The following is a 20542-nucleotide window of genomic DNA, read 5'->3' on the forward strand; positions in this document are numbered from 1 at the left end:
CGCTATTGAATCTGTAGTCTTTCTCCGATCAACCCGTCAGAAAACTCTACCATCATAATATACATTCCGGCTGGTATCGCCTCCGGCAGAGAAACCTGCATGGATTTGGCGGGCTCACTGGCTACCCAAACCTCCCGGCCGGCAACATCCAGCAATGCCACCCGCAGAATCTGTTCGGTATCAATCCCCTGAAAGTGCAGATTCAGGTTATGATCATAGGTAGGATTTGGGTAAATGCTTACTTCCGGCTTGAGCTCGGAGTCAAAAAATATCTCTACAGTACCCAGATAACGGAAGGTGCCATCAAAATCCGTTTGCTTCAACCGGTAGAAAGACCTGCCCTTATTGGGCTGATTGTCAATCAATTGGTATTCGGCCACTTCCTGACTTATGCCCATTCCCTGTACTTGGTCCAATACTTCGAATATCGCTCCGTCCAGTGATTTTTCGATGGTAAAGTAGGCGTTGTTCAATTCGCTGGCTGTGGCCCATTCAAGTAATACTGCTTCGCCTACGGGGCGTCCATCAAAGTGGATCAACTCGACCGGGAAGGAAGAAACGCCTTCCGCAGTAAAGGTTACATTATCTACAACAGAGGTAGTCTGAAGGTTGTCGTCATGGCTGGTAACCGCAATACCTACAAATATTTCAGTAGCCATAGGTATTTCTTCCTGATCGATAAGCGTCCAGGTGATACCATCCGGAGAAGCATATCCTCTAAACATATTGTCTTGTCTGACCAGTTTTACCCAATAAGGAATAGGAATCGGCGTATCTTTGGGACTGTTGGTGCTGGTAGTAAGGCCACCGTTATTTACCCGGCGCTGAAAAGTATATCTTCCCGAAGCAGCGATGAAAGTATAAGCGTTTTTGGAACCCGGATCAAGCGACTCCCGCATCATCAATCCAGATTTGGCCCAGGCATGAGTTTCCAACAAAGCATTCACCCGCATGACAATTTCGCCATTGCCGGTCATCGGCTTATAGACATATTGAAAGGCATCGATTTTGTCCCAGATATCAGCACCCGAAGCTTCTATGGTGAATACACCCGTGCCATCTTCGCAGGCTTTGCCCGAAAATCCGACATTCCCGATATCTTCATTCAGCCAGCCTGAAGGGAGAGTACAGCCAGAACTTGTCGCTGGTTCCTTCACAATGATCATCACATTGGCGGTATTGACCGCTCCCGAGTCGTCCTGCACAGTAAGCGTAGCCAGATAGTTCCCGGCACTTTGATACGTATGAGCTAATAAATTTCCTGTGCCGGTTTTGCCGTCGCCAAAGTCCCATGTGTAATTTGTGATGAGGCCATCGGGATCGCTGGAACTTGTACCGTCAAAATCCACGAGCAGAGGCGCAGTACCAGTAATCGGTGTAGCATTAATCACCGCTACCGGGTTGGAGTTTGTATGGCCGGGATCGGTATTCACTACGGAAACTGAGTCTGCAAACAATACAACCGAAGAAAATGGCGCCAGGGTAATCGAACCGGACACGGGGTTCAAATCCACGTCCTGATAAGTACCAGTAAGCGTAAAAGCTTTATTTGCAGCGGTTTGGTTGACAAATATTTTGGCTTTTACAATGGGGTTGTATGGAATGGCATTCACCTCAAATACTTCCACATTGTCTAAGATAAAATTGTGCCCATTGGTGTATGCTACTCTGAATTCCACCGTAGCAGTGGCTTCATTCGAATTGCTTTCAATAATTTTCACAAAGTCGTGGCGGGTTGGAGACAACGGATAATCAAAAGTATGCAACACTTTGCCGCCCGCTCCTTTTACATTTACTTCCAGTGTTTCATATTTGGTGGAAAGGACACTGAACTTTAATTCGTAATGTGTACCTGACTTTAAACCACCTGTGATATTGGTGGAAACAGCTGCCGTCGCCGGAGAACCGCCGGTCATTTTCAGTTCATAACACCCTCCGTCCATTCCACCTTTGGTCAGCCAGGTAGTTTGGGCATTCCCACTGGCTGTTGTCCAGCCACTGGCATTGGCAGTAAATGTACCATTTGTGATAAGGTTGTTGCTCAAATAGGAAGCGACCGTAACCCAATCCCACTGAAAAGGACTGATTTTGTTTTGGTTAATGACTGTTGGCAACATATTTTCCCACTGATCCATACTGTAAAGCGGCTTATTGGTCAGTTTGCCGATTCTGGCGATATAGGGAGAATACAGGTTGTAGAAATAATTGTTTTCAAATGTTCCCAAATTGGCATGGGTTCCGTACTCAGAAAGCAACCGCACACATGCTACATCCGGATTAAAGGAAATCGCAACGTTGTCATGAAAGGTATTGTCGATGGTTTGCCCGGGCAGAATTTTTTCTTCCAGCTGGATCAGGTCCCTGTCAGCACCATAGATTACGTTACTTGCCACTTCCACATCATGTGCCCCGGAGTTGACAAAAACGCCAGCAGTACCGGAGTTTAGGATCGTATTGTGGAGCACACTCATATTATAAGATTTGTTGTCGATGTAGATACCAAAGGCGGCAGATTTTACTTTAGCGGCAGGAACTCCGTCATTGTTGCCAATGGCATTATACACGATATTTTCACGAATGATCGTATGGTGGGACTGCTCGGAGAATGTATAGATACACCCCCCGTCATTGAGATTCAGCAGAGAAGCGTTGACGATATTGCGTTCCACCAGCGAATTGGAAGCATAAACTGTAATTCCGGTATAGCCGACACTATCGATCCGGTTGTAGCCCACATACACATCATCGGTCATGGTAAAATGAAATCCATTCATTCCCTGATTCCCGCTGATACCATACCCGTTCTGGCGACCGATTTGCCGCATGATATTGTGAGAAAATGTACCGCCTTTTACCTCATGACCTTTGACGGCGCGGCCACGTGCGCCTTCAAAATAATTATTGGTTACGGTAATATTTGCACCACCGACGGAAACGGAAGTTTCGCCCTGGTCATAAAATTTGCAATTGGTAATCGTATTATTGGCGCTTTTGCGGTCAAACAAATAAACACCATCAATTTTTTGGCCGCGGAAAGTAAGATCGCGAACGGTAATATTGGCCTCTTCTACCGCTGCATAAATCCCATAGTCAATGGTGCTTCCTTCTACAAGAAGGTTGTTGGGATTGGCACCATTGGGCGCCCAAAGATATACCCGCCCGGAGGCTGCATCATAGGCCCATTCTGTCTCCATATCCAGCTGCTCAAGTTTGCCATCAAGGAAAAAACCGTAACCAGCTTCCGGAATATATTTATTGGACCCTACAAAATTGATCGTACCTGATGACGTAGAGGAGGCGACTTCCTTGTATTCCCATGTCCATTTGGTGGTGCGGAGACGCACATTGCTGCCTTTCCAATAGTCATTGGCCTGAGTAATTGATTTGGAGTTCACGTTGTTTACGGTAGCGGTATTCACCAGAATATATCCGGAATTGGGATAACGCGCCAACGTCATAAATTTATCATTGACATAGAGATAGGGAACCTTTGTGCTGGAAGCAGCATACCAGATGTTTCCCTGGTGAAGTTTCCAGTTGGTAATAGGAACCATGCCAGAAATCACCGGATCAGCTCCGGTGTCGTACGCGCCAAACGTAATGGGATTGTTCAGACCGCCACTTACTGTCAAAAGAATCTGACCAGTAAATACATCTCCCCTACGGAAAAGTACATTGTCGCCAGGCTTAAGAGCCGATATATGTGTGTTTAGTTTTGCAATGGTTTTCCAGGGAGCTGCGGTGCTCGTTCCGGCATTTGCATCGTTACCTGCATTTGACACATAATAGGTTGTGGAAAAAGAGTGGGAAAAAAGAAGCAAGAGGAAACTGAGCAACAAAAGTCTTTTCATCAGATTAAAGGTTTCTTTAGGTTTTGGGAAGAACCATACAGACCAAGCCCTTCCCATCCCGAAATCATGAATATGATTCCGGACATAGCAGTTTTTTTTAAAGAAATTCAGATTCGGGCGAATCCTAAATACTAAGAGCAGGAAGGAGACGGTGCTAAAACACAAAAGGCCTGAAGCCGGTCATTCGCCGGTCAGGACACGCACCTTGAGAGTTGAATGGTAAAGGGATACCACTGGAAAGCCAGGATAAAGAAAGACGATGAGTCGTTTGCATTTTTACATTATTAACCTATACCTAATACCTGGGGTTTGTAAAACCGAAATACCCCTATTCCGGTTTTCCCCTTACTCTTTGATATAAATGGCAAACTTCAGCAAGCCATTGTATCATTGAGTATAATTTTATATCGCTAATATAATACCAGCTATTGTTTATTCGGTAATCGTTATTTCCATGGGTGTATCGATTTTTTGTAAGTTTTGCCGATAAAACGCAGAAAACAATTTGCCGCCAATCGTCACCGCCCCTGCCAGATCCCGCAAAAAAGGGGGTTTCCCACCACATATATGCTGATTATCAATGTTTCTCCTCATGGTATGGAGTTTTCTCAATTTTCATTAGCGGTAAATTATCCGCTATTTTTTTATCAATAATGTAAGGAATTTTCTAAAAAAAGGAAAAAACAGGCTATGCCTCAACTCAATTAGTGGGCCTCTACCGGAGCATGCGATGTGTACCACCGTTCAATTTCTCCACAAAGCCTTGCAAGTGGGGCATTCCAATTGATGGTGACTTCATTGGTGGTGTAGCTGCAAAAGCTGTCGAGGTAAGTCGTGGCAGGCAGGCTGTCGGGATATACACAGCCATCCCGGTTGAGTTCGTTTTGAGGGCCTCCGGCCATCAAGCCGGGAACGGGTTCGAAAACGCCGTCTGTCAGGGAAATTCTGTGATGAATATCCATGGGAGAATAGCTTCCCACTCCTGTGATAAAACAATACCCGGTGGCATTGCGCCCCAGGATATAATCAAGCGCGGCAGTAGCCGCTGCGGCATACGAGGCGTCTCCGGTTTTCCGGGCCATAAACATCAGCAATACCCCCCTGCTCGCCAGGTTCCCGTTACTCCCCCAGAGAAAGTCATTCTCCCGGTCTCCAACCGGCACACCGTAAGGGCTTACAGTCAAGGCATGATCGCGAAACCGGTCAGTGATCAGACGGAGCTTTCGCAGAATAATTTTCTCATCGCCATTCACAGGCAACCTGACGGGTTGTGCCAACAGCGACATCCAGGCCAGCGGCCCGACATTGCGGCGGGTGGGTGCGTCGTCAAATGTTTGTTCGCCAAATTTCCCCACATAGTAGAAACTATCTTCACGGGTTGTAACCCAAAGTTCGGCTGCGGCCCAGGCCCTTTCGTCTTCAAAATAATAATCCAGACAGGGCCCCGTCTCTATGTCCCGGGGGTTTTCAAAACTTACTGCAGGGTTTGCCCTTCCCCACCGCCATGCGGCCAAAGATGCTTTGAGGCAGGAATCGGCAAGGCCTGGCTCCCATTTTCGTATGATTCTTGAAGCCTGAGCCATCACCGCAGCAAACCCCAGGGTAGCCGCAGTACTTTTTCCGATCATCAGCCGGGTAGCCCGGTCATCTTCGGGCATGATTTTTCCCGGATGCCGGGAGGTGGTCAGCTTATGGCAAACAAATCCTTCGCCGGGATCCTGCATGGTAAGCAGCCACCGGATACTCCAAAGGCTTTCGTCAAGGATATCGGGCAATGTATTGCCGGATTCCGGAATATTGAGCCCAAAGGTGTCGTACTGTTCGGGGGCCGTCTCGTACATTCCCAGTAGCATCCAGGTAGCAAATGTCGCTGTTGGAACATATTTGCCGTAATCACCGGCATCATACCACCCCCCCGGAGCCGAGACCAGGGTGCCGGCAGGCCGGGAAGCCGAAGCAGCAGACGGGTGAATTTTCACCTGATCATCGGCGTGGCCAGCTTTTCTGGGCCATTTTTCCGCAAAAGGAGCAACAATGGCCTGAGACGACCGCTGGAAATAAAACGACCGCAAAATGGTGGCCAGTACATGTTGATGGATATTTGTCTCAATCAGAAACGGATAGGAATTGCCCACCAGCGGAACCTCCAGATAGTATCTGCCGACCTGATCAAATGCTGAAAAATCTGCCTTTCGCACCACTTCACCGGAAAATGACCAGCGCAGCGATTCTGTCATTGTATCTGAAAATACGACCGAATGGTCTGACAGCCTGCGGATCGTAAACTCACCCGAAGGCGCATTGCGAATAATGGCAGTTTTAGGCCCGCCGGGATAAAACCCCACCTGATTCAGTCTGATGTCAGAGGAATATGGCGACTCCGTTTGAGTTTTATGAAACGCAAATAGCCAGATGATCCATCCGGCTATTGCTGTAAGTGTTATGATTGTAAATATGATTTTCCCGGTCTTCATCATCCCATCTTCCGCTGGCATTCCTCTCAGGAAACAACCCGCTCTCCGGAAATATAATATTCGATATTTTGCTGAAACTCCTGATAAACACTTTCGATTCCTTCGCGAAGGCCAATGGTCGCGCGAAATCCCTGTGCCTCAAGACGGCTCACGTCCATAAGCTTACGGGGTGTGCCCGATGGTTTTGAAGTGTCAAATACAAGTTCTCCTTCAAATCCCACTACTTCTTTGACCATCATTGCCAGATCGCGGATGCTGATATCTTCGCCTACACCGATGTTGACAAATCCTTTTTCGTCGTAATGTTCCATCAGATACAGACAAGCCCCGGCGAGATCATCCACGTGCAGAAATTCGCGTTTAGGACTACCGTCGCCCCAGATTTCCACCGCCGCTTTACCTTCCTGTTTTGCTTCATGAAACTTTCGGATCAAAGCAGGAAGAACATGCGATTTTTGCAGGTCATAATTGTCATTGGGCCCGTAGAGATTGGTAGGCATGCAGGAAATAAAGTTGCAGCCATACTGATCGCGGTAAGCTTCGCAGAGTTTGATACCCGCAATTTTGGCGATTGCATAGGGCTCATTGGTATACTCCAGAATGCCGGTCAGCAATTGGTCTTCTGACATGGGCTGTTGGGCAAACTTGGGATAAATACAAGAACTTCCGAGGAAGAGCAATTTCTCCACTTTATGCCGATATGCCTGATGAATAATATTCATCTCAATGGCGAGGTTGTCGTACAGAAATTCTGCGCGATAGGTATTATTGGCAACAATACCCCCAACTTTTGCGGCAGCGAGAAATACAAAATCGGGTTTTTCCTGAGCAAAGAATTCTTCCACTGCTGTCTGGTCGCGGAGGTCAAGTTCTGAGGAAGAGCGAGTGATGATATTTTCATACCCTTCTTCTCTGAGTTTTCTTACAATGGCAGATCCTACCATTCCCCGATGCCCGGCAACGTAGATTTTAGCTGTTTTGTGCATAGAAGACTTTATTCTTTGCTTCTTTAATATCGTTTACCATCATGATCTCGACCAACTCGTCGATACCGACTTTCGCTTCCCAGCCCATTTTTTCTTTAGCTTTGGTCGCATCGCCGATAAGCAGCTCGACTTCAGCAGGGCGGAAATAGCGGGGATCTACTTCGACGACAAGTTTGCCGGAAGTTTTGTCGTAGCCTTTTTCATCTACCCCGGTTCCTTCCCATACGATATCCAGTCCGATATGTGAAGCGGCTCTTTGGACAAAGTCGCGGACGGTGTACATTTTACCAGTGGCAATCACAAAATCTTCAGGCTGATCTTGCTGCAGCATCAACCACATCGCCTCCACATATTCTTTGGCATATCCCCAGTCGCGTTGTGCGTCAAGATTACCCAGGCGAAGGACTTCGCGAAGACCTACCGAAATTTCGGCCAGGTTGGTGGTAATTTTGCGGGTTACAAAGGTTTTACCCCTGCGTTCAGATTCGTGGTTGAACAGGATTCCGTTGCAGGAATAGAGGTCATAGGATTCCCGGAAATTTTTAGTGATCCAGAAACCGTAGAGTTTGGCAACACCGTAGGGGCTGCGTGGATAAAACGGAGTGGTTTCCTTCTGAGGAATTTCCTGAACCAGGCCATAAAGCTCTGAGGTGGAAGCCTGATAAAACCTTGCCTCCGGACACTGGTTGATCATAGCGTCCAGAATACGAAGCGTACCAATCGCGTCAACCTGTGCGGTATATTCAGGTACTTCAAAAGATACTTTTACATGGCTTTGCGCGCCAAGGTTATAAATCTCATCGGGATGAATTGTGCGGAGCAATTTGTTGAGGTTGGCACTATCAGACAAGTCTCCATGATGGAGGTGTACATTTTTATTGCCCATAAGGTGGTCAATTCTTTCCGTATTAAAGGAAGATGCCCGGCGAATAATGCCATGTACTTCATAACCTTTTTCCAACAAAAATTCTGTTAAAAAAGAGCCGTCCTGTCCGGTAATACCCGTAATAAATGCTTTCTTCATTTCTGATTTTTAAATGCAATTTACTTTTTACGAAAGGATTTTTTTTTCCCTTTCCATGATATAACTAACAACCGCGGTCACCCGCAACCAATTAACAATTAACCATTAACAATTAATCACCATAGCCATAATGACTATCGATATAGCCGTAAGCTGCGACAGATTTTACATCATTGATCAGCATGCCTACGTTTTTGATTTTTTCTGTATCGTACAATTCATTGATCCACTTCAGGGATTCAACACTGGTCGTACTGTCGCGAACTACATAGATATTGAAGTCTGTCATCTTCATAATCACCAGATAATCAGAGACCAGCCCCACAGGAGGCGTATCAAATACCACATGGTCGTATTGTTCGCGGAGTTTCTGTATCAGATCTCTCATACGGTCTGTGGCAATAAGATCCAGCGGATTGGTACACACAGGCCCTGAGTGAATGACGTCCAGATTTTCGATATGGGTCTTATGAATCATTTCTTTATGGTCGGCCACTTCTCCGGAAAGGTAGGAGGAGAGACCACGTCCGTCGCCATTTTCAAAATAACGGGTAACACGGGGGCGACGAAGGTCCATATCGATCAGCAGTGTACGTTTACCCGCCTGCGACATGACCGCTGCCAGGTTGGTAGCGCAAAAGGTTTTTCCTTCCCCAGAACTTGAAGACGTAAGTCCGATAATTTGCTGAACCGCATTGTCATTGAGGTATTGCATTTTGATACGGATGGAGCGGAAAGACTCGGCCAATGCTGTGCGGGAATCTTTGGGGACAATATAGTTACTGTTTCGGTCATGGCGGGCCACAAACCCGAGTACAGGAATATTGGTACTCGACTCTATATCTGCATGGCCTGAGATTTTGTCATTGAGGAAGTCTTTCACGACAATTACAATGACAGGGAGCCCAAGTCCGGCAAAAAGTGCGATCAGGATAATCAGCGATTTTTGCGGTGCAATTGGCTTGCGGCCTTCCATTTTGGCGTTTTCAATAATCTCAATATCTACCGTTTGAGACTGCATAGCCATATACGCCTGGTCGCGTTTGTCGAGCAGATCGCGAAGTCGCGCATCGCCTGCAGCGAGCTTTCTTTCGAGATCGTATTTATCCGCCAACCCTACAGGGATGGCCCCTCTTTTTCCATAGAGTCTGCGCAATTGTTCTTCCACCCCCTGAAGCCGGTTTTTTTGAGCTTCCAATCCAGACCTTACATTCGCAGTGATATCACGGCGGGTGTTTTTAATTTTCAACTGGTTGACTTCCCACAGCGGGCCTTTTTTATTGGTCTGGAAAATCAGATCTGCTTCTTCTTCATATAGCTGTGAGAGCTTGATGATCAGCGAATTAAGTACCGCTTCGTTGATATTAAACATCGAAGGTGCTGCGAGTTCAATATGCGCATCGGGCCCGGCACTTTCGATATTGGAAAGGGTACGTTCATAATAGTTAACGGCAGAAGAGATGTCATTTCGCTCTCTTTCCAGTACCGATATCTGCTGGCCGATCTGTGATTCGGAGATACCTGCATCCACAACTCCGCTTCTTACAAGAGAAGAAGTAAGATCTGTCTGAGTACTTTCTACCTGCCCGGTAAATTCCTGAATCTGAGAGTCCAGGAAGATAATGGTGCGCATAGCGAGTTCATTCATCTGGCGCATTTCTCCCTGACGGTAGGTTTCGAGCAGGGTATTGATAAATTTTTTCTGAACCTCAATCAGCGGACCTTCAGATGAAATAGAAAGAATATTGGACTCATCACTTACCGGTTCAATTTTAATTGAGGATTGAAACATCTCAGCGAGTCCGTCGAGGGTATTAATTTTGAAGAAGTACTGACCCCGGGTATAGGTTTCGTAATCTTCTTTAAAATTGACGCTGAAACTGAGCATACTATTTTTAAAAGGCTCACCAATCCGTATTTTCTCATCAATGTCCACTGTTTCAATTTCACGGATGATTTCAGCATTTTTAATATCGTAGAGGCTGACTTCTTCACCTTTGGCTTTGACCCGGTATTCGACATCATTCACTTTTTCGAGAAAAATTTCGATGCCGACCAGTTGTTGCTGGGAGGAGTCCACCGTAACGGTAAAAGGCACATCTTTGTATTCGGGATTTGCCTTCAGCTTTTGATAACTGAAATAAGAAACACCTACGTCAAGTTTTTGAACCGTTTCACGGATGAGGTTAAAAGATTGCAGTACCCCGATTTTATCTGCCAGGTCTGACTTTTCCATAAACACGCCGGTACCCAAATCTTCCACTACTGTAGCAGCGTTTTGGTTACCGAGGATTGCCTTGGCTTTTACGCGGTATATTTTGGTAGAAAACTTGATCTGAACAAAAGCCAGAACCAATGCAAGAGTTACCCCAATCGCAAAATAATACCATCTGCGAACAAACCGCCCCAGCAGTGCTTTTACATCGATCGTGTCGTCGCTGTATTGGTTGTTCATTTTGGAAGACTGAAACATGATACAAAAATTAAAAGATGACTACTACTGCTGCTTTCTGATCTGAATTTGATTGGCAATATTGATCGCTGTTAAAGTTACTGCAGCGCCACTGAAAATCACAGACAACAGCTGAAGGTTTGATAGGTTCGACCGGTTGTTTTTGATTTCCATGTTGGGCACATACAAGATATCGTTGGGCAACAGGTAATAGTAGGGTGATTTAAAAATTTCCGGATTGGTCAGATCCACTTTTATTACTTCCGAACCGCCTCTTACATTGCGGATCAGGTGTATATTTTTTCTATCTGCAAACTCTTTAAAGTCGCTGGCCAAAGCCATTGCCTCCAGGAGGTTCACCGAGTTGTTGTACACATAATAATAGCCGGGTTTGTTTACTTCCCCAATGATGGAGATCCGATAACTTACCAGCGTCACAAAAACTGTGGCATTAACAAATGCTTTATCCCGGACTTTTTCCTGAATTACGGCCCGGGCCTCATTGACTGTCATACCCATCACATTGATCTTGCCAATATCAGGAAGGTAAATATACCCCGAATCACTGACAGAGTAGCCATAAAGATACACTCCTACCTCGTTGATATTAAAAATGCCATCAGGCATCGCATTAAGGTACTGGGTATTCTGAGGGTTAAGATCTTTTACTTTAATAGAAAGTACGTCGTTGGGTTGAATTTTGTATAGCGGCGCCTTATTCTCCATAGAGACCGAAGCGTCATAGCGAAAACCACCATTCTGAAAGAGAATAGTATTTTTATTTGAAATACAGGAGGATAAAAGTAAAGTAATTCCAGTGACCAAGAGAAGTACAAAATGTTTTTTCATGATACAGTGTTTACTACGATTTCACCAACAAGTTAGCCAAAATAGGGCCAGAAGTATTTGCTTTGTGGTGAACAGCTAATATTATTTCCCGAATAGTAATAGGATAATTTTAAAATGATCTTGTAAATGAAAGGGCTTTGCAGGTGAATCTACTTCTCCATACAAAGCCCTCGTGGGGGTCAATACGGTTACCGCAGCGATTCTGCAGCGACCGGCAGTCGGAATCAGATAATCATCCCCGCAGCAACTGTCTCATTGGTAAACTCATCCACCAGGATGATGCTGCCAGTGGTACGGTTACGGGCATAACTATCGTGCAGCAAAGGCACTGTAGTTCTGATCAGAATACGACCAATGTCATTGAGGCCCATATCTGAATTGTCCTCTACACGGTGCAGGGTATTGACATCCACTTTGTAGCGAATTTCCTTGACGATACATCTTGCATCCCGGGTAGTATGGCGGATTTTATATTTGTTGCGGGGCGTCAGTTTTTTCTCCGACATCCAGCATATCATCAGTTCGATATCCTGATCTACGGTTGCCTGGTTTTCAGGCTTAACCAGCATATCTCCACGGCTGATATCGATTTCATCTTCCAAAGTGATGGTTACTGACATAGGCGTATAAGCCTCCTCCAGTGGCCCTTCATAGGTATCGATCGATTTGATTTTGGAGGAAAAACCGGATGGTAAGACCACGACATCATCTCCAGGCTTAAATACACCTCCGGAAACTCTGCCTGCATACCCACGGTAGTCAGGGTTGCCATCGGACTGTGGCCGAATCACATACTGCACAGGAAAACGGCTGTCAACATGGTTGTAATCATTGTCAACATGAACAGTTTCCAGTGTGTAGAGAAGAGAAGAACCTTTGTACCAGGGCATACGCTCAGAGTCATTCACTACGTTGTCGCCTTTGAGGGCACTGATAGGAATGTAGCGAATGTCCGGCACTTTCAGTTTAGATGAAAACTCTTCGTACTGATCTACAATTTTGTTGTATTGTTCTTCAGAGTAATCCACCAGGTCCATTTTGTTTACACAAACGATCAGGTGTTTGATCTGAAGCAAAGAAGTGATAAATGAGTGTCTGCGGGTTTGCTCCACAACGCCATGGCGGGCATCAATCAGAATAATAGCCAGGTTGACTGTCGAGGCACCCGTCACCATATTACGTGTGTACTGGATATGTCCGGGAGTATCGGCGAGGATAAACTTACGGCGTGGTGTTGCAAAATAGCGGTAGGCGACATCGATCGTAATGCCTTGTTCGCGCTCTGCTTTCAGACCATCGGTGAGGAGTGCGAGGTCAAGGTAATCATCACCCCGATTAGAACTGGTGCGTTCAATGGATTCGAGTTGGTCCTCGAAAATGGATTTCGTGTCATAGAGCAGGCGACCGATCAGGGTACTTTTTCCGTCATCGACGCTGCCGGCTGTAGAAAATCTAAGTAAGTCCATGTATTTTTTTAAAGACTAAAATATTCAAATAATTAAAACCTGACAAAACAGGGATGACCTAAAAATACCCCTGACGCTTACGGTCTTCCATAGAGGAATCAGAACGCTTGTCGTCTGTACGGCCACCTCTTTCCGTCACACGTGTAGCGGCAACCTCCTCAATGATCGCGGGGATATTGTCAGCTTCAGAAAGAACAGCACCTGTACAGGTAGCATCGCCGATGGTACGGAAACGCACCACTTTTTCCTCATATTTTTCGCCATTGAGAAGTGTAATGAAAGGACTTTCAGCCAAAAATACACCTCCGCGATTGACGACCTTGCGTTTGTGGGCAAAGTACAGACTGGGCAGCTCTACTTTTTCATTGTAGAGATACATCCAAACGTCGAGTTCTGTCCAGTTGGAGATCGGGAATACACGGAAATTTTCGCCCTGATTGAGATATCCATTGTAAAGATCCCAGAGTTCAGGGCGCTGATTTTTGGGTTCCCACTGTCCAAATTCATCGCGGTGAGAGAAAAAGCGCTCTTTGGCGCGAGCTTTTTCTTCGTCGCGACGGGCGCCGCCGAGGCAGGCGTCAAATTTATTCTGCTCAATTCCTTCCAGCAATGTAATGCTCTGAAGCGCATTGCGGCTGGGATTAGGACCTTTTTCTTCGACGGCATGGCCGCTGTCGATCGAGTCCTGTACAGATGCGACAATCAGACGGGCACCCATTTCAGCGACAAACCGATCGCGATATTCGATGGTTTCGGGGAAATTGTGTCCTGTATCCACGTGCATCATGGGCATCGGCAATTTTGCCGGATAAAAAGCTTTTCGAGCCAGGTGAGCCAACGTAATGGAATCTTTGCCTCCGGAAAAGAGCAATACGGGCCGCTCAAACTGGGCCGCAGTTTCCCGGATAACAAAAATTGCTTCCGATTCAAGTTGTTGAAGATGACTAAGTCTATAGTCCATTCGTCTGCAAACTATTAGTGATGGTAAAATATTTAAATTAATCCTGTGCGAGTATATAATCCTGTTAGTCGGAAAAAGAGTCTAACCTATGATTTTTCAATGACTGGTAACAGCGCTTCGAATAACTCCGCCCTGCATTGTTCCAGACTTTTTTCGTCAGTCCGAAGCTCCAGAAACGGCGCCACCGGCGCTTCAAACGGAGAATCAATGCCTGTAAACTGAGGAATTTTGCCTTCGCGGGCTTTTTTGTACAGCCCTTTCACATCGCGCCCTTCACATACTTCCAATGGTGCATTAACATATACTTCCAGAAAGTTTTCTGCACCAATAATCTTTCTTGCCAGTTCGCGGATTTCAATGGTAGGGCTTACAAAAGAACAAAGGCAAATTACGCCGCCGTCCAAAAACAATTTGGCGGCCTCGGCAATGCGGCGAATATTTTCGGTACGGTCTTCTTCGGAAAAAGAAAGGTTATTGGATAAACCTACCCGGATATTGTCGCCGTCGAGGAGCTTGGTAAAAAATCCTTCTTCGTGAAGCGTAGCTTCCAGTGCCTGTGCAATGGTGCTTTTACCCGAACCCGAAAGGCCCGTCAGCCATACCACTACTGCACGTTGGTTGAGCATGTTTTCTTTATCTTCTCTGGATAATATCCGGTCAAAAATCGGATGGATGTTTTCTGCCATTTCTGTTTTATACTAATATTCTTAATTGATTGGGCCTTTTGCCACACATTAAAAAATCCTCAATCATTCAAAGTTTTTATGAAAATCCAGCCTCGCTGACACCACAGTTTTTACGAACAGAACCCTGTGGAACTCAAATAAATAATGTTGTCAAGATATCCTCTTTGGGGCTGTATTCGGACGCAAAGTAAGCAAAATCCTTACAGGTGTGATGGAGAGTCGGTGAACTGCAAAAATTATTCCCCGAACAGTAGTATTCCGGTCATTTCAAGAATCCGAAGAAAATACCCCGTTCATCATAAATTTCAAGTTTGCAGGCATTTCAAATTTCTTATTTTTGTCTCCCGGGGAATCACTTTTTCCGCCCATTATTGAAAAGAACTTTATTTGCCTGGTTGTGTTACCATTGAAGTGTATCGTCTCATAGCTAAAAACGTGCCTGTTTCTTCAACCTGTTTTACTTATTCCGATGAATGCATACAAACCGCCGTTCATGCGCCCGTTTTTTCGATTCGCAAAAATCTATTAAAAAGAGTCAGGCAGGTATATTACTTTTATGCCACAAATTTCTCAGACAACACCATCTCAAAACCATTTTTGAACAATTCATAACACAATAACTGCTCGGCAAATTCCTACAAATTATGAGACCACTCCAGAATCTTATGAACCCAGTTTTACGATATATCCTGACCTTCTGTATCGTTTTTCTATTGGGTAACACGCGTCTACTTCTTGCACAGAGTTTTAATCAGGGCATACTTTCAGGTTTGACCCTTCTCAATCCTACTTCTCTTCAGTTTGGGCCAGACAACCGGTTATATGTAACCCAGCAACATGGCGAAATTTATATTCTTACAATTGTAAGAAATAATGCCGCCGACTATTCGGTAACTGATATTGACACGATCCTCAGCGTCAAACAAATCCCCAACCACGATGATTTTGGCAACGTATCTGCGAATATTACCGACAGGCAGGTAACAGGTATTTTTGTCGCTGGTACCGCCAATAACCCGATTATTTATGTAACATCCAGCGACCCTAGAGAAGGGGCCGGAGCCGGCTCCGGTCAGAGCGGAGACCTCAATCTGGATACTAATAGCGGGATTCTTTCCAAACTTACCTGGATCGGGGCAAATATCAATGATCCTGCGGGATACTGGGACATGGTGCATCTTGTCAGAGGAATGCCCCGCTCTGAAGAAAACCACGCCAACAACGACTTTATCGTTGACGTAACAGCGAATATTGCGTATCTCCCCATCGGTGGATTTACCAATGCAGGCAGTCCTTGCATTGCTTTTGCATTTACCTGTGAGTATGCGCTTTCAGCGGCGATTCTTTCCGTTGACCTCAATGTAATCGAGGCTCTCCCCACCAAAACAGATGCACAGGGACAAAAATATAAATACGACCTCCCGACCCTGGATCACCCCACAACTATAGGTGGCGGGGATATCAGCGGATCTCATGTACCCTGGGGTGGAAACGACGGGCTGAATCAGGCCATGCTTGTACAAGGCGGACCCGTTCAGATTTTTTCCTCCGGCTGGCGAAATGTATATGATCTTGTCATCACTCAGGCTGGCAATATGTATGGCTGCGACAATGGTGCAAATCAGGGTTGGGGCGGCCACCCATGGGGAGAAGGCCCACCTGTCGGAGGCGTTTCCTCCGCTACCAACGAATACTGCCCCGGCGAAGGCGGCTCCAGTGGCCCCGGAGATGCAGCCTGCAACCAGAGCGGGGACGCACAGGTCAATAACCAAAATGGCCTCCACAAATTCGCGCAGGGTTACTACGCCGGCCACCCCAACCCCATCAGAGCAAACCCCACCGGAGCCGGATTGTACAAAGATGGCGTTTATTACCCGACCGGTAGTCCTACACTCCCGGCAGCATGGCCTCCCGTGCCTGCTGCTATGGCAGATCCTATTGAAGGAGATTTCAAGCAGCCCGGCCCGGCAAATGGCGCCCAGCTTACCTTTAGCCCTCCGGTAAATGGCATCTGCGAATACACGGCATCCAATTTCGGCGGTGTAATGACGGGCGACCTTCTGGGTGTAGCCTATCTCGGCAACAACAAAGGGCGGATTTTCCGCATGTTTGTAGACGAGACTACCGGAAATGTTACCGGTTCCAGTATTTTCCTCACAAATTTCACCTCTCTTCCACTCGATGTAACGTCTCTGGGAGATGCGGGTATTTACCCTGGCACCATATGGACAGCCAACCACGGTTCAAACACCATCACGGTCTTCGAACCTACAGACTATAGTGGCCCGGCACCTATCTGCAACGGCAATAATGACCCGCTCATCGATGAAGATGGAGATGGCTTTACCAATGCAGACGAACTGGATATCAGAAATGGTACTGACCCGTGCAGCGGTGGCAGCAGACCATCTGACCATGACGGTACCCTGATCGGTGGTTTCAAAGTGTCTGACTGGAATGATCCGGATGATGATGACGACGGAATTATCGATACCATCGACCCATTTTGTATAGACCCCAATAATGGCACGGACATCACCGCGGCAGACCTTCCTTTGGTTTACCCATTCTTCAACGCTGACCCGGGTACAGGTTTCTTCGGACTGGGTTTCACCGGTCTGATGGTCAATGGTGTTACCGATTATCTCAACATGCTCAATCCTGACGAAGATCTGATTGCAGGCGGAGCAACCGGCACATTCACCAATCCGACAGTCGAAGACGGAAGTACTTTAGACAATCAATTGATTAATTCTTACCAGTTTGGTATTGATATCAGTGGCGCTTCCGAACCCGTAGTATTCCGTACTCAGATGAATGGAAATTTCTTCAACGGAGGCAGTGATACAGATTATCTTCAGGGCGTATATATTGGCACGGGTGATCAGGACAATTATGTCCTGGTGGCACTGGTGGGATTGGGTAGCGGAAATGGCGGCTTCCGGGTGATTCGTGAAATTGCCGGAGTGGTCACTTCTACAGATTATCCAGTGGCCAATATCCTTTCATCTTCTGTCATTCACCTTTATCTTCAGGTAGATCCATCCAATGGGGAAGTCCTTCCCTCCTACTCTGCCAGCAATGGTGCCATCACCGTACTGGGCGCACCGGTATCCACAAGTGGCAACCTCCTGGCAGCCATTCAGGGAACGTATCAGATAGGTGGACAAAATATAGCCCTGGCAACCGGCGTTTTGGCCTCATCAGGAGCAGGTACAGATTTTATCGCCAGCTGGGATTTTATGGAAATGTACACGGTAAGCCAGCGTGAAATCCTGGCAGCAACCCCCGATCCACTTGCCTTTGGCAATGTAAATGTGGGGACCCCCAATACGCTGACGCTTGATGTGGCAACCGCACTTAACTTTAGCATCGATGTTACCAACATCTCGGTAACCGGACCTGATGCCGCAATGTTTTCTCCTGCCGTTTCCACGATTGATGATATTATCATCTCCTCTCCCAAAACACTGGAAGTTACTTTTACCCCCACCTCCACCGGCGCTAAAACTGCCACGCTGGAACTGACTCATACAGGGGTAAATTCGCCACTCACTGTTGCACTTACCGGAACAGGAGCTACCGTTGCTGCGCAAACCGTCCTTTACCGGATCAACAATGCAGATTCTATGGTAGTTTCGACAAATGGTGGCCCGGACTGGGCGGTTGACCTTAATACCAGCCCGTCTTCGTACAGAGTGGCCGGCGGCAATAATCAGGGAACAGGTGTACAACCCCCTACCCTTTTTATGGGAGCAACACTTCCGGCAGGAACACCCGAAAAGCTTTTCCGAAAAGAGCGCTATGACCCTGCGGCCGGACAGGAAATGCAATGGGAATTCCCGGTCGCGGGTGCTGCCGGAACCAAATACGAAGTGCACCTTTATTTTGCCAATGCCTGTATTTGTAGCAATGATCCCGGAGAGCGCGTATTCAATATCCGCATCGAGGGTGATACTGTTGCCAAAAACTTCGATATCACGGGTACCTTTGGCCACCAGGTTGCAGGAATGGTTTCCTACAATGTAACCGTGGATGGCGATGGCAAACTGGATATTGACTTCCTGCGGGTGGTAGGCGACCCAATGATTAATGCAATTGAAATCCTTACAGGTAACAATACAGGTGGTTTTCCGGTCGAACTTCTTACCCTGAATGCAACCGCAGAGGGAAGCGATATCCGGATTGACTGGACAACCGCATTTGAACTCAACAACGATGGATTCGAGGTGCAAATGCTTTCACCTGACAATACCACACAGGAGTTTCAGACACTGGGATTTGTGCAGGGAGCAGGAACTACCAGTGAAAGACAAAACTACTCATACCTCGTCAGAGGCAGAAAACCCGGAACTTATATTTTCCGCCTGCGGCAGATAGACTATGACGGCACCTATACCTTCTCCGGAAGAGTAAACGCAACCGTAGTAGCTGAAATGCTGGGAATGTATATGTACCCCAATCCTACCACGGGCATGGTGAACCTTGTCATTGGCAACAATGAGCGCCAGCAGGTTTCGGTAGAACTTTATGATGGAATGGGCCGAATGGTGAAACCATTGTTCAAAGGACTACTGGAAAAAGGCTCACAGACCCTTACATTCGATTTGAGCAATTTACCTTCGGGTGTTTATATGCTCCGCGCTACCAATGGAGTTACTGCCACGGTTGAGCGGGTTCTCACTTTACACTAGGACATCAGATAAGTACAACGAATACAAAGCAAACGCTTTGTACCAAAAACCCGGAAGACAATTCCGGGTTTTTTTATGAACATTAATCAATCAAACCGGTGCCAGAAAAGCACTTTTTTCCTTGTCTGTTGCTTTGAGAATAATGGACCATTTGCCGTCAGTTTTTACCAGAGTAATATAGTCCGTAACCATTCCCTGAAAACGTTTATACTTTATGCTAATCTTGGCGACAGCCATATTGCCGGTGATATCGACGGAAAGGACCTTATGTTTGCGCTTTTGCAAATCCCGGTTTTCCTGATTGTCATACATATGCAGGTAGTCAGCCAGTGATACGATATAGCAGGTTTCTTTGCGGGGATCCGTATAAGTAACATCTGCCTGCGGGTGAAAAGCCGTTCTCAATACAGTGGCGTCACTACGGTCGCCACCAAGCAGATATGTGTTTAGCACATCGTTCACCTCCCGCTGATCCTGGGCAAACGCTTTGTCCCACAATAATGTCTTCGTTTTTTCAAAAGTCGCATATTCTTTAAACGAAGTGCGGCTGACAATTCTCCATTCTCCTTCCATCTGGTGCAGGGTGAGAAAATCTATGATTCGCATCCCCTTTCCACTAAATGTGATACAGGTTTTGACAAGTGCGGTGTTCCCGGTGATGTCCAGACTCAGAATACGAATACTCTTTTCATGCACAACCGGATGAGAGTCCGCCAGCGTACGGAGATAATCGCCTACTTCAAATTTTTCGTACCTTCCGGTTTTTGTATCCACATATACCATTCTCGCCTGAGGGTGATATGCTCTGGCAAGAACTTCTACCGAGTGAAGCGCGGCACCTTCGTAATAATAGTTCAGCGTGCGCTGAATATCTATCAGATCATCTGAAGGATAGGCAGCCTGAAGGTTTGGGAGCAGGGAAAAAGAAATAATCAGCCATGGAAGGACAATCCGGACAATAGGTTTCATATACGTACTCAGTTTGAAACGTTGAGAAAATGAAGATCTCCGAATAATGAAAGCCTTTTGACTGATAAAAATTAAAAACCTGACAGAAATTACCGCCCGCTTTCTTTCGATACAACTTTATTCGCCCGAA

The 20542-nt window shown here is 46.4% G+C and carries 12 protein-coding genes; 1 reads left to right on the forward strand and 11 read right to left on the reverse strand.

Features of this window, described 5'->3' with window-relative positions; all coding sequences use genetic code 11:
• Positions 1–2: 2 nt before the first annotated feature.
• The 10 genes from R3D00_20400 to cysC all read right to left on the reverse strand — a co-directional run bounded on the left by R3D00_20400 (position 3) and on the right by cysC (position 14749).
• Complete coding sequence (locus R3D00_20400) at positions 3–3851, reverse strand: PKD domain-containing protein (protein MEZ4775558.1); 3849 nt, start codon at positions 3849–3851, stop codon at positions 3–5.
• Positions 3852–4283: 432 nt separating this feature from the next.
• Entirely contained in the window at positions 4284–4445 is a 162-nt protein-coding gene (locus R3D00_20405) for a hypothetical protein (protein MEZ4775559.1), read from the reverse strand.
• A 110-nt stretch (positions 4446–4555) separates the two neighbouring features.
• Positions 4556–6346 (reverse strand): glycoside hydrolase family 9 protein, encoded by a 1791-nt coding sequence (locus tag R3D00_20410; protein MEZ4775560.1) that lies wholly within the window; start codon positions 6344–6346, stop codon positions 4556–4558.
• Between the two features lie 5 nt (positions 6347–6351).
• Positions 6352–7311, reverse strand: coding sequence for a GDP-L-fucose synthase (locus tag R3D00_20415; GenBank protein ID MEZ4775561.1), 960 nt, complete (start codon positions 7309–7311; stop codon positions 6352–6354).
• Positions 7295–8335, reverse strand: coding sequence for a GDP-mannose 4,6-dehydratase (gene gmd / locus R3D00_20420; GenBank protein ID MEZ4775562.1), 1041 nt, complete (start codon positions 8333–8335; stop codon positions 7295–7297). Before gmd ends, R3D00_20415 begins: the two co-directional genes overlap by 17 nt.
• A gap of 112 nt (positions 8336–8447) precedes the next feature.
• On the reverse strand, positions 8448–10808 hold the full coding sequence (locus R3D00_20425; GenBank protein ID MEZ4775563.1) for a polysaccharide biosynthesis tyrosine autokinase: 2361 nt from the start codon (positions 10806–10808) through the stop codon (positions 8448–8450).
• Positions 10809–10832: 24 nt separating this feature from the next.
• Positions 10833–11636, reverse strand: coding sequence for a polysaccharide biosynthesis/export family protein (locus tag R3D00_20430; protein MEZ4775564.1), 804 nt, complete (start codon positions 11634–11636; stop codon positions 10833–10835).
• 224 nt (positions 11637–11860) lie between these two features.
• On the reverse strand, positions 11861–13102 hold the full coding sequence (gene cysN, locus R3D00_20435) for a sulfate adenylyltransferase subunit CysN (protein ID MEZ4775565.1): 1242 nt from the start codon (positions 13100–13102) through the stop codon (positions 11861–11863).
• Positions 13103–13160: 58 nt separating this feature from the next.
• A complete protein-coding gene (gene cysD / locus R3D00_20440) occupies positions 13161–14063 on the reverse strand; it encodes a sulfate adenylyltransferase subunit CysD (protein MEZ4775566.1) in 903 nt (300 codons plus the stop codon).
• Positions 14064–14149: 86 nt separating this feature from the next.
• Complete coding sequence (cysC, locus tag R3D00_20445) at positions 14150–14749, reverse strand: adenylyl-sulfate kinase (GenBank protein ID MEZ4775567.1); 600 nt, start codon at positions 14747–14749, stop codon at positions 14150–14152.
• 644 nt (positions 14750–15393) lie between these two features.
• Between cysC and R3D00_20450 the strand changes: the two genes are divergently transcribed.
• Positions 15394–19443: a malectin domain-containing carbohydrate-binding protein gene (locus R3D00_20450; GenBank protein ID MEZ4775568.1), complete on the forward strand. Its 4050-nt coding sequence runs from the start codon at positions 15394–15396 to the stop codon at positions 19441–19443.
• A gap of 90 nt (positions 19444–19533) precedes the next feature.
• On the opposite strand, the gene R3D00_20455 is transcribed toward R3D00_20450, so the two are convergent.
• Positions 19534–20412: a nuclear transport factor 2 family protein gene (locus R3D00_20455; GenBank protein MEZ4775569.1), complete on the reverse strand. Its 879-nt coding sequence runs from the start codon at positions 20410–20412 to the stop codon at positions 19534–19536.
• Between the last annotated feature and the right edge of the window lie 130 nt (positions 20413–20542).

It is taken from the genome of Bacteroidia bacterium, assembly GCA_041391665.1.
Classification (GTDB): Bacteria; Bacteroidota; Bacteroidia; order J057; family J057; genus JAGQVA01.

Coding starts and splice junctions, on each gene's coding strand:
- R3D00_20430 (MEZ4775564.1), bottom strand. CDS start 11,636: ATGAAAAAACATTTTGTACTTCTCTTGGTCACTGGAATTACTTTACTT.
- R3D00_20400 (MEZ4775558.1), bottom strand. CDS start 3,851: ATGAAAAGACTTTTGTTGCTCAGTTTCCTCTTGCTTCTTTTTTCCCAC.
- gmd (MEZ4775562.1), bottom strand. CDS start 8,335: ATGAAGAAAGCATTTATTACGGGTATTACCGGACAGGACGGCTCTTTT.
- R3D00_20425 (MEZ4775563.1), bottom strand. CDS start 10,808: ATGTTTCAGTCTTCCAAAATGAACAACCAATACAGCGACGACACGATC.
- R3D00_20410 (MEZ4775560.1), bottom strand. CDS start 6,346: ATGCCAGCGGAAGATGGGATGATGAAGACCGGGAAAATCATATTTACA.
- R3D00_20450 (MEZ4775568.1), top strand. CDS start 15,394: ATGAGACCACTCCAGAATCTTATGAACCCAGTTTTACGATATATCCTG.
- R3D00_20405 (MEZ4775559.1), bottom strand. CDS start 4,445: ATGAGGAGAAACATTGATAATCAGCATATATGTGGTGGGAAACCCCCT.
- cysD (MEZ4775566.1), bottom strand. CDS start 14,063: ATGGACTATAGACTTAGTCATCTTCAACAACTTGAATCGGAAGCAATT.
- cysN (MEZ4775565.1), bottom strand. CDS start 13,102: ATGGACTTACTTAGATTTTCTACAGCCGGCAGCGTCGATGACGGAAAA.
- R3D00_20455 (MEZ4775569.1), bottom strand. CDS start 20,412: ATGAAACCTATTGTCCGGATTGTCCTTCCATGGCTGATTATTTCTTTT.
- cysC (MEZ4775567.1), bottom strand. CDS start 14,749: ATGGCAGAAAACATCCATCCGATTTTTGACCGGATATTATCCAGAGAA.
- R3D00_20415 (MEZ4775561.1), bottom strand. CDS start 7,311: ATGCACAAAACAGCTAAAATCTACGTTGCCGGGCATCGGGGAATGGTA.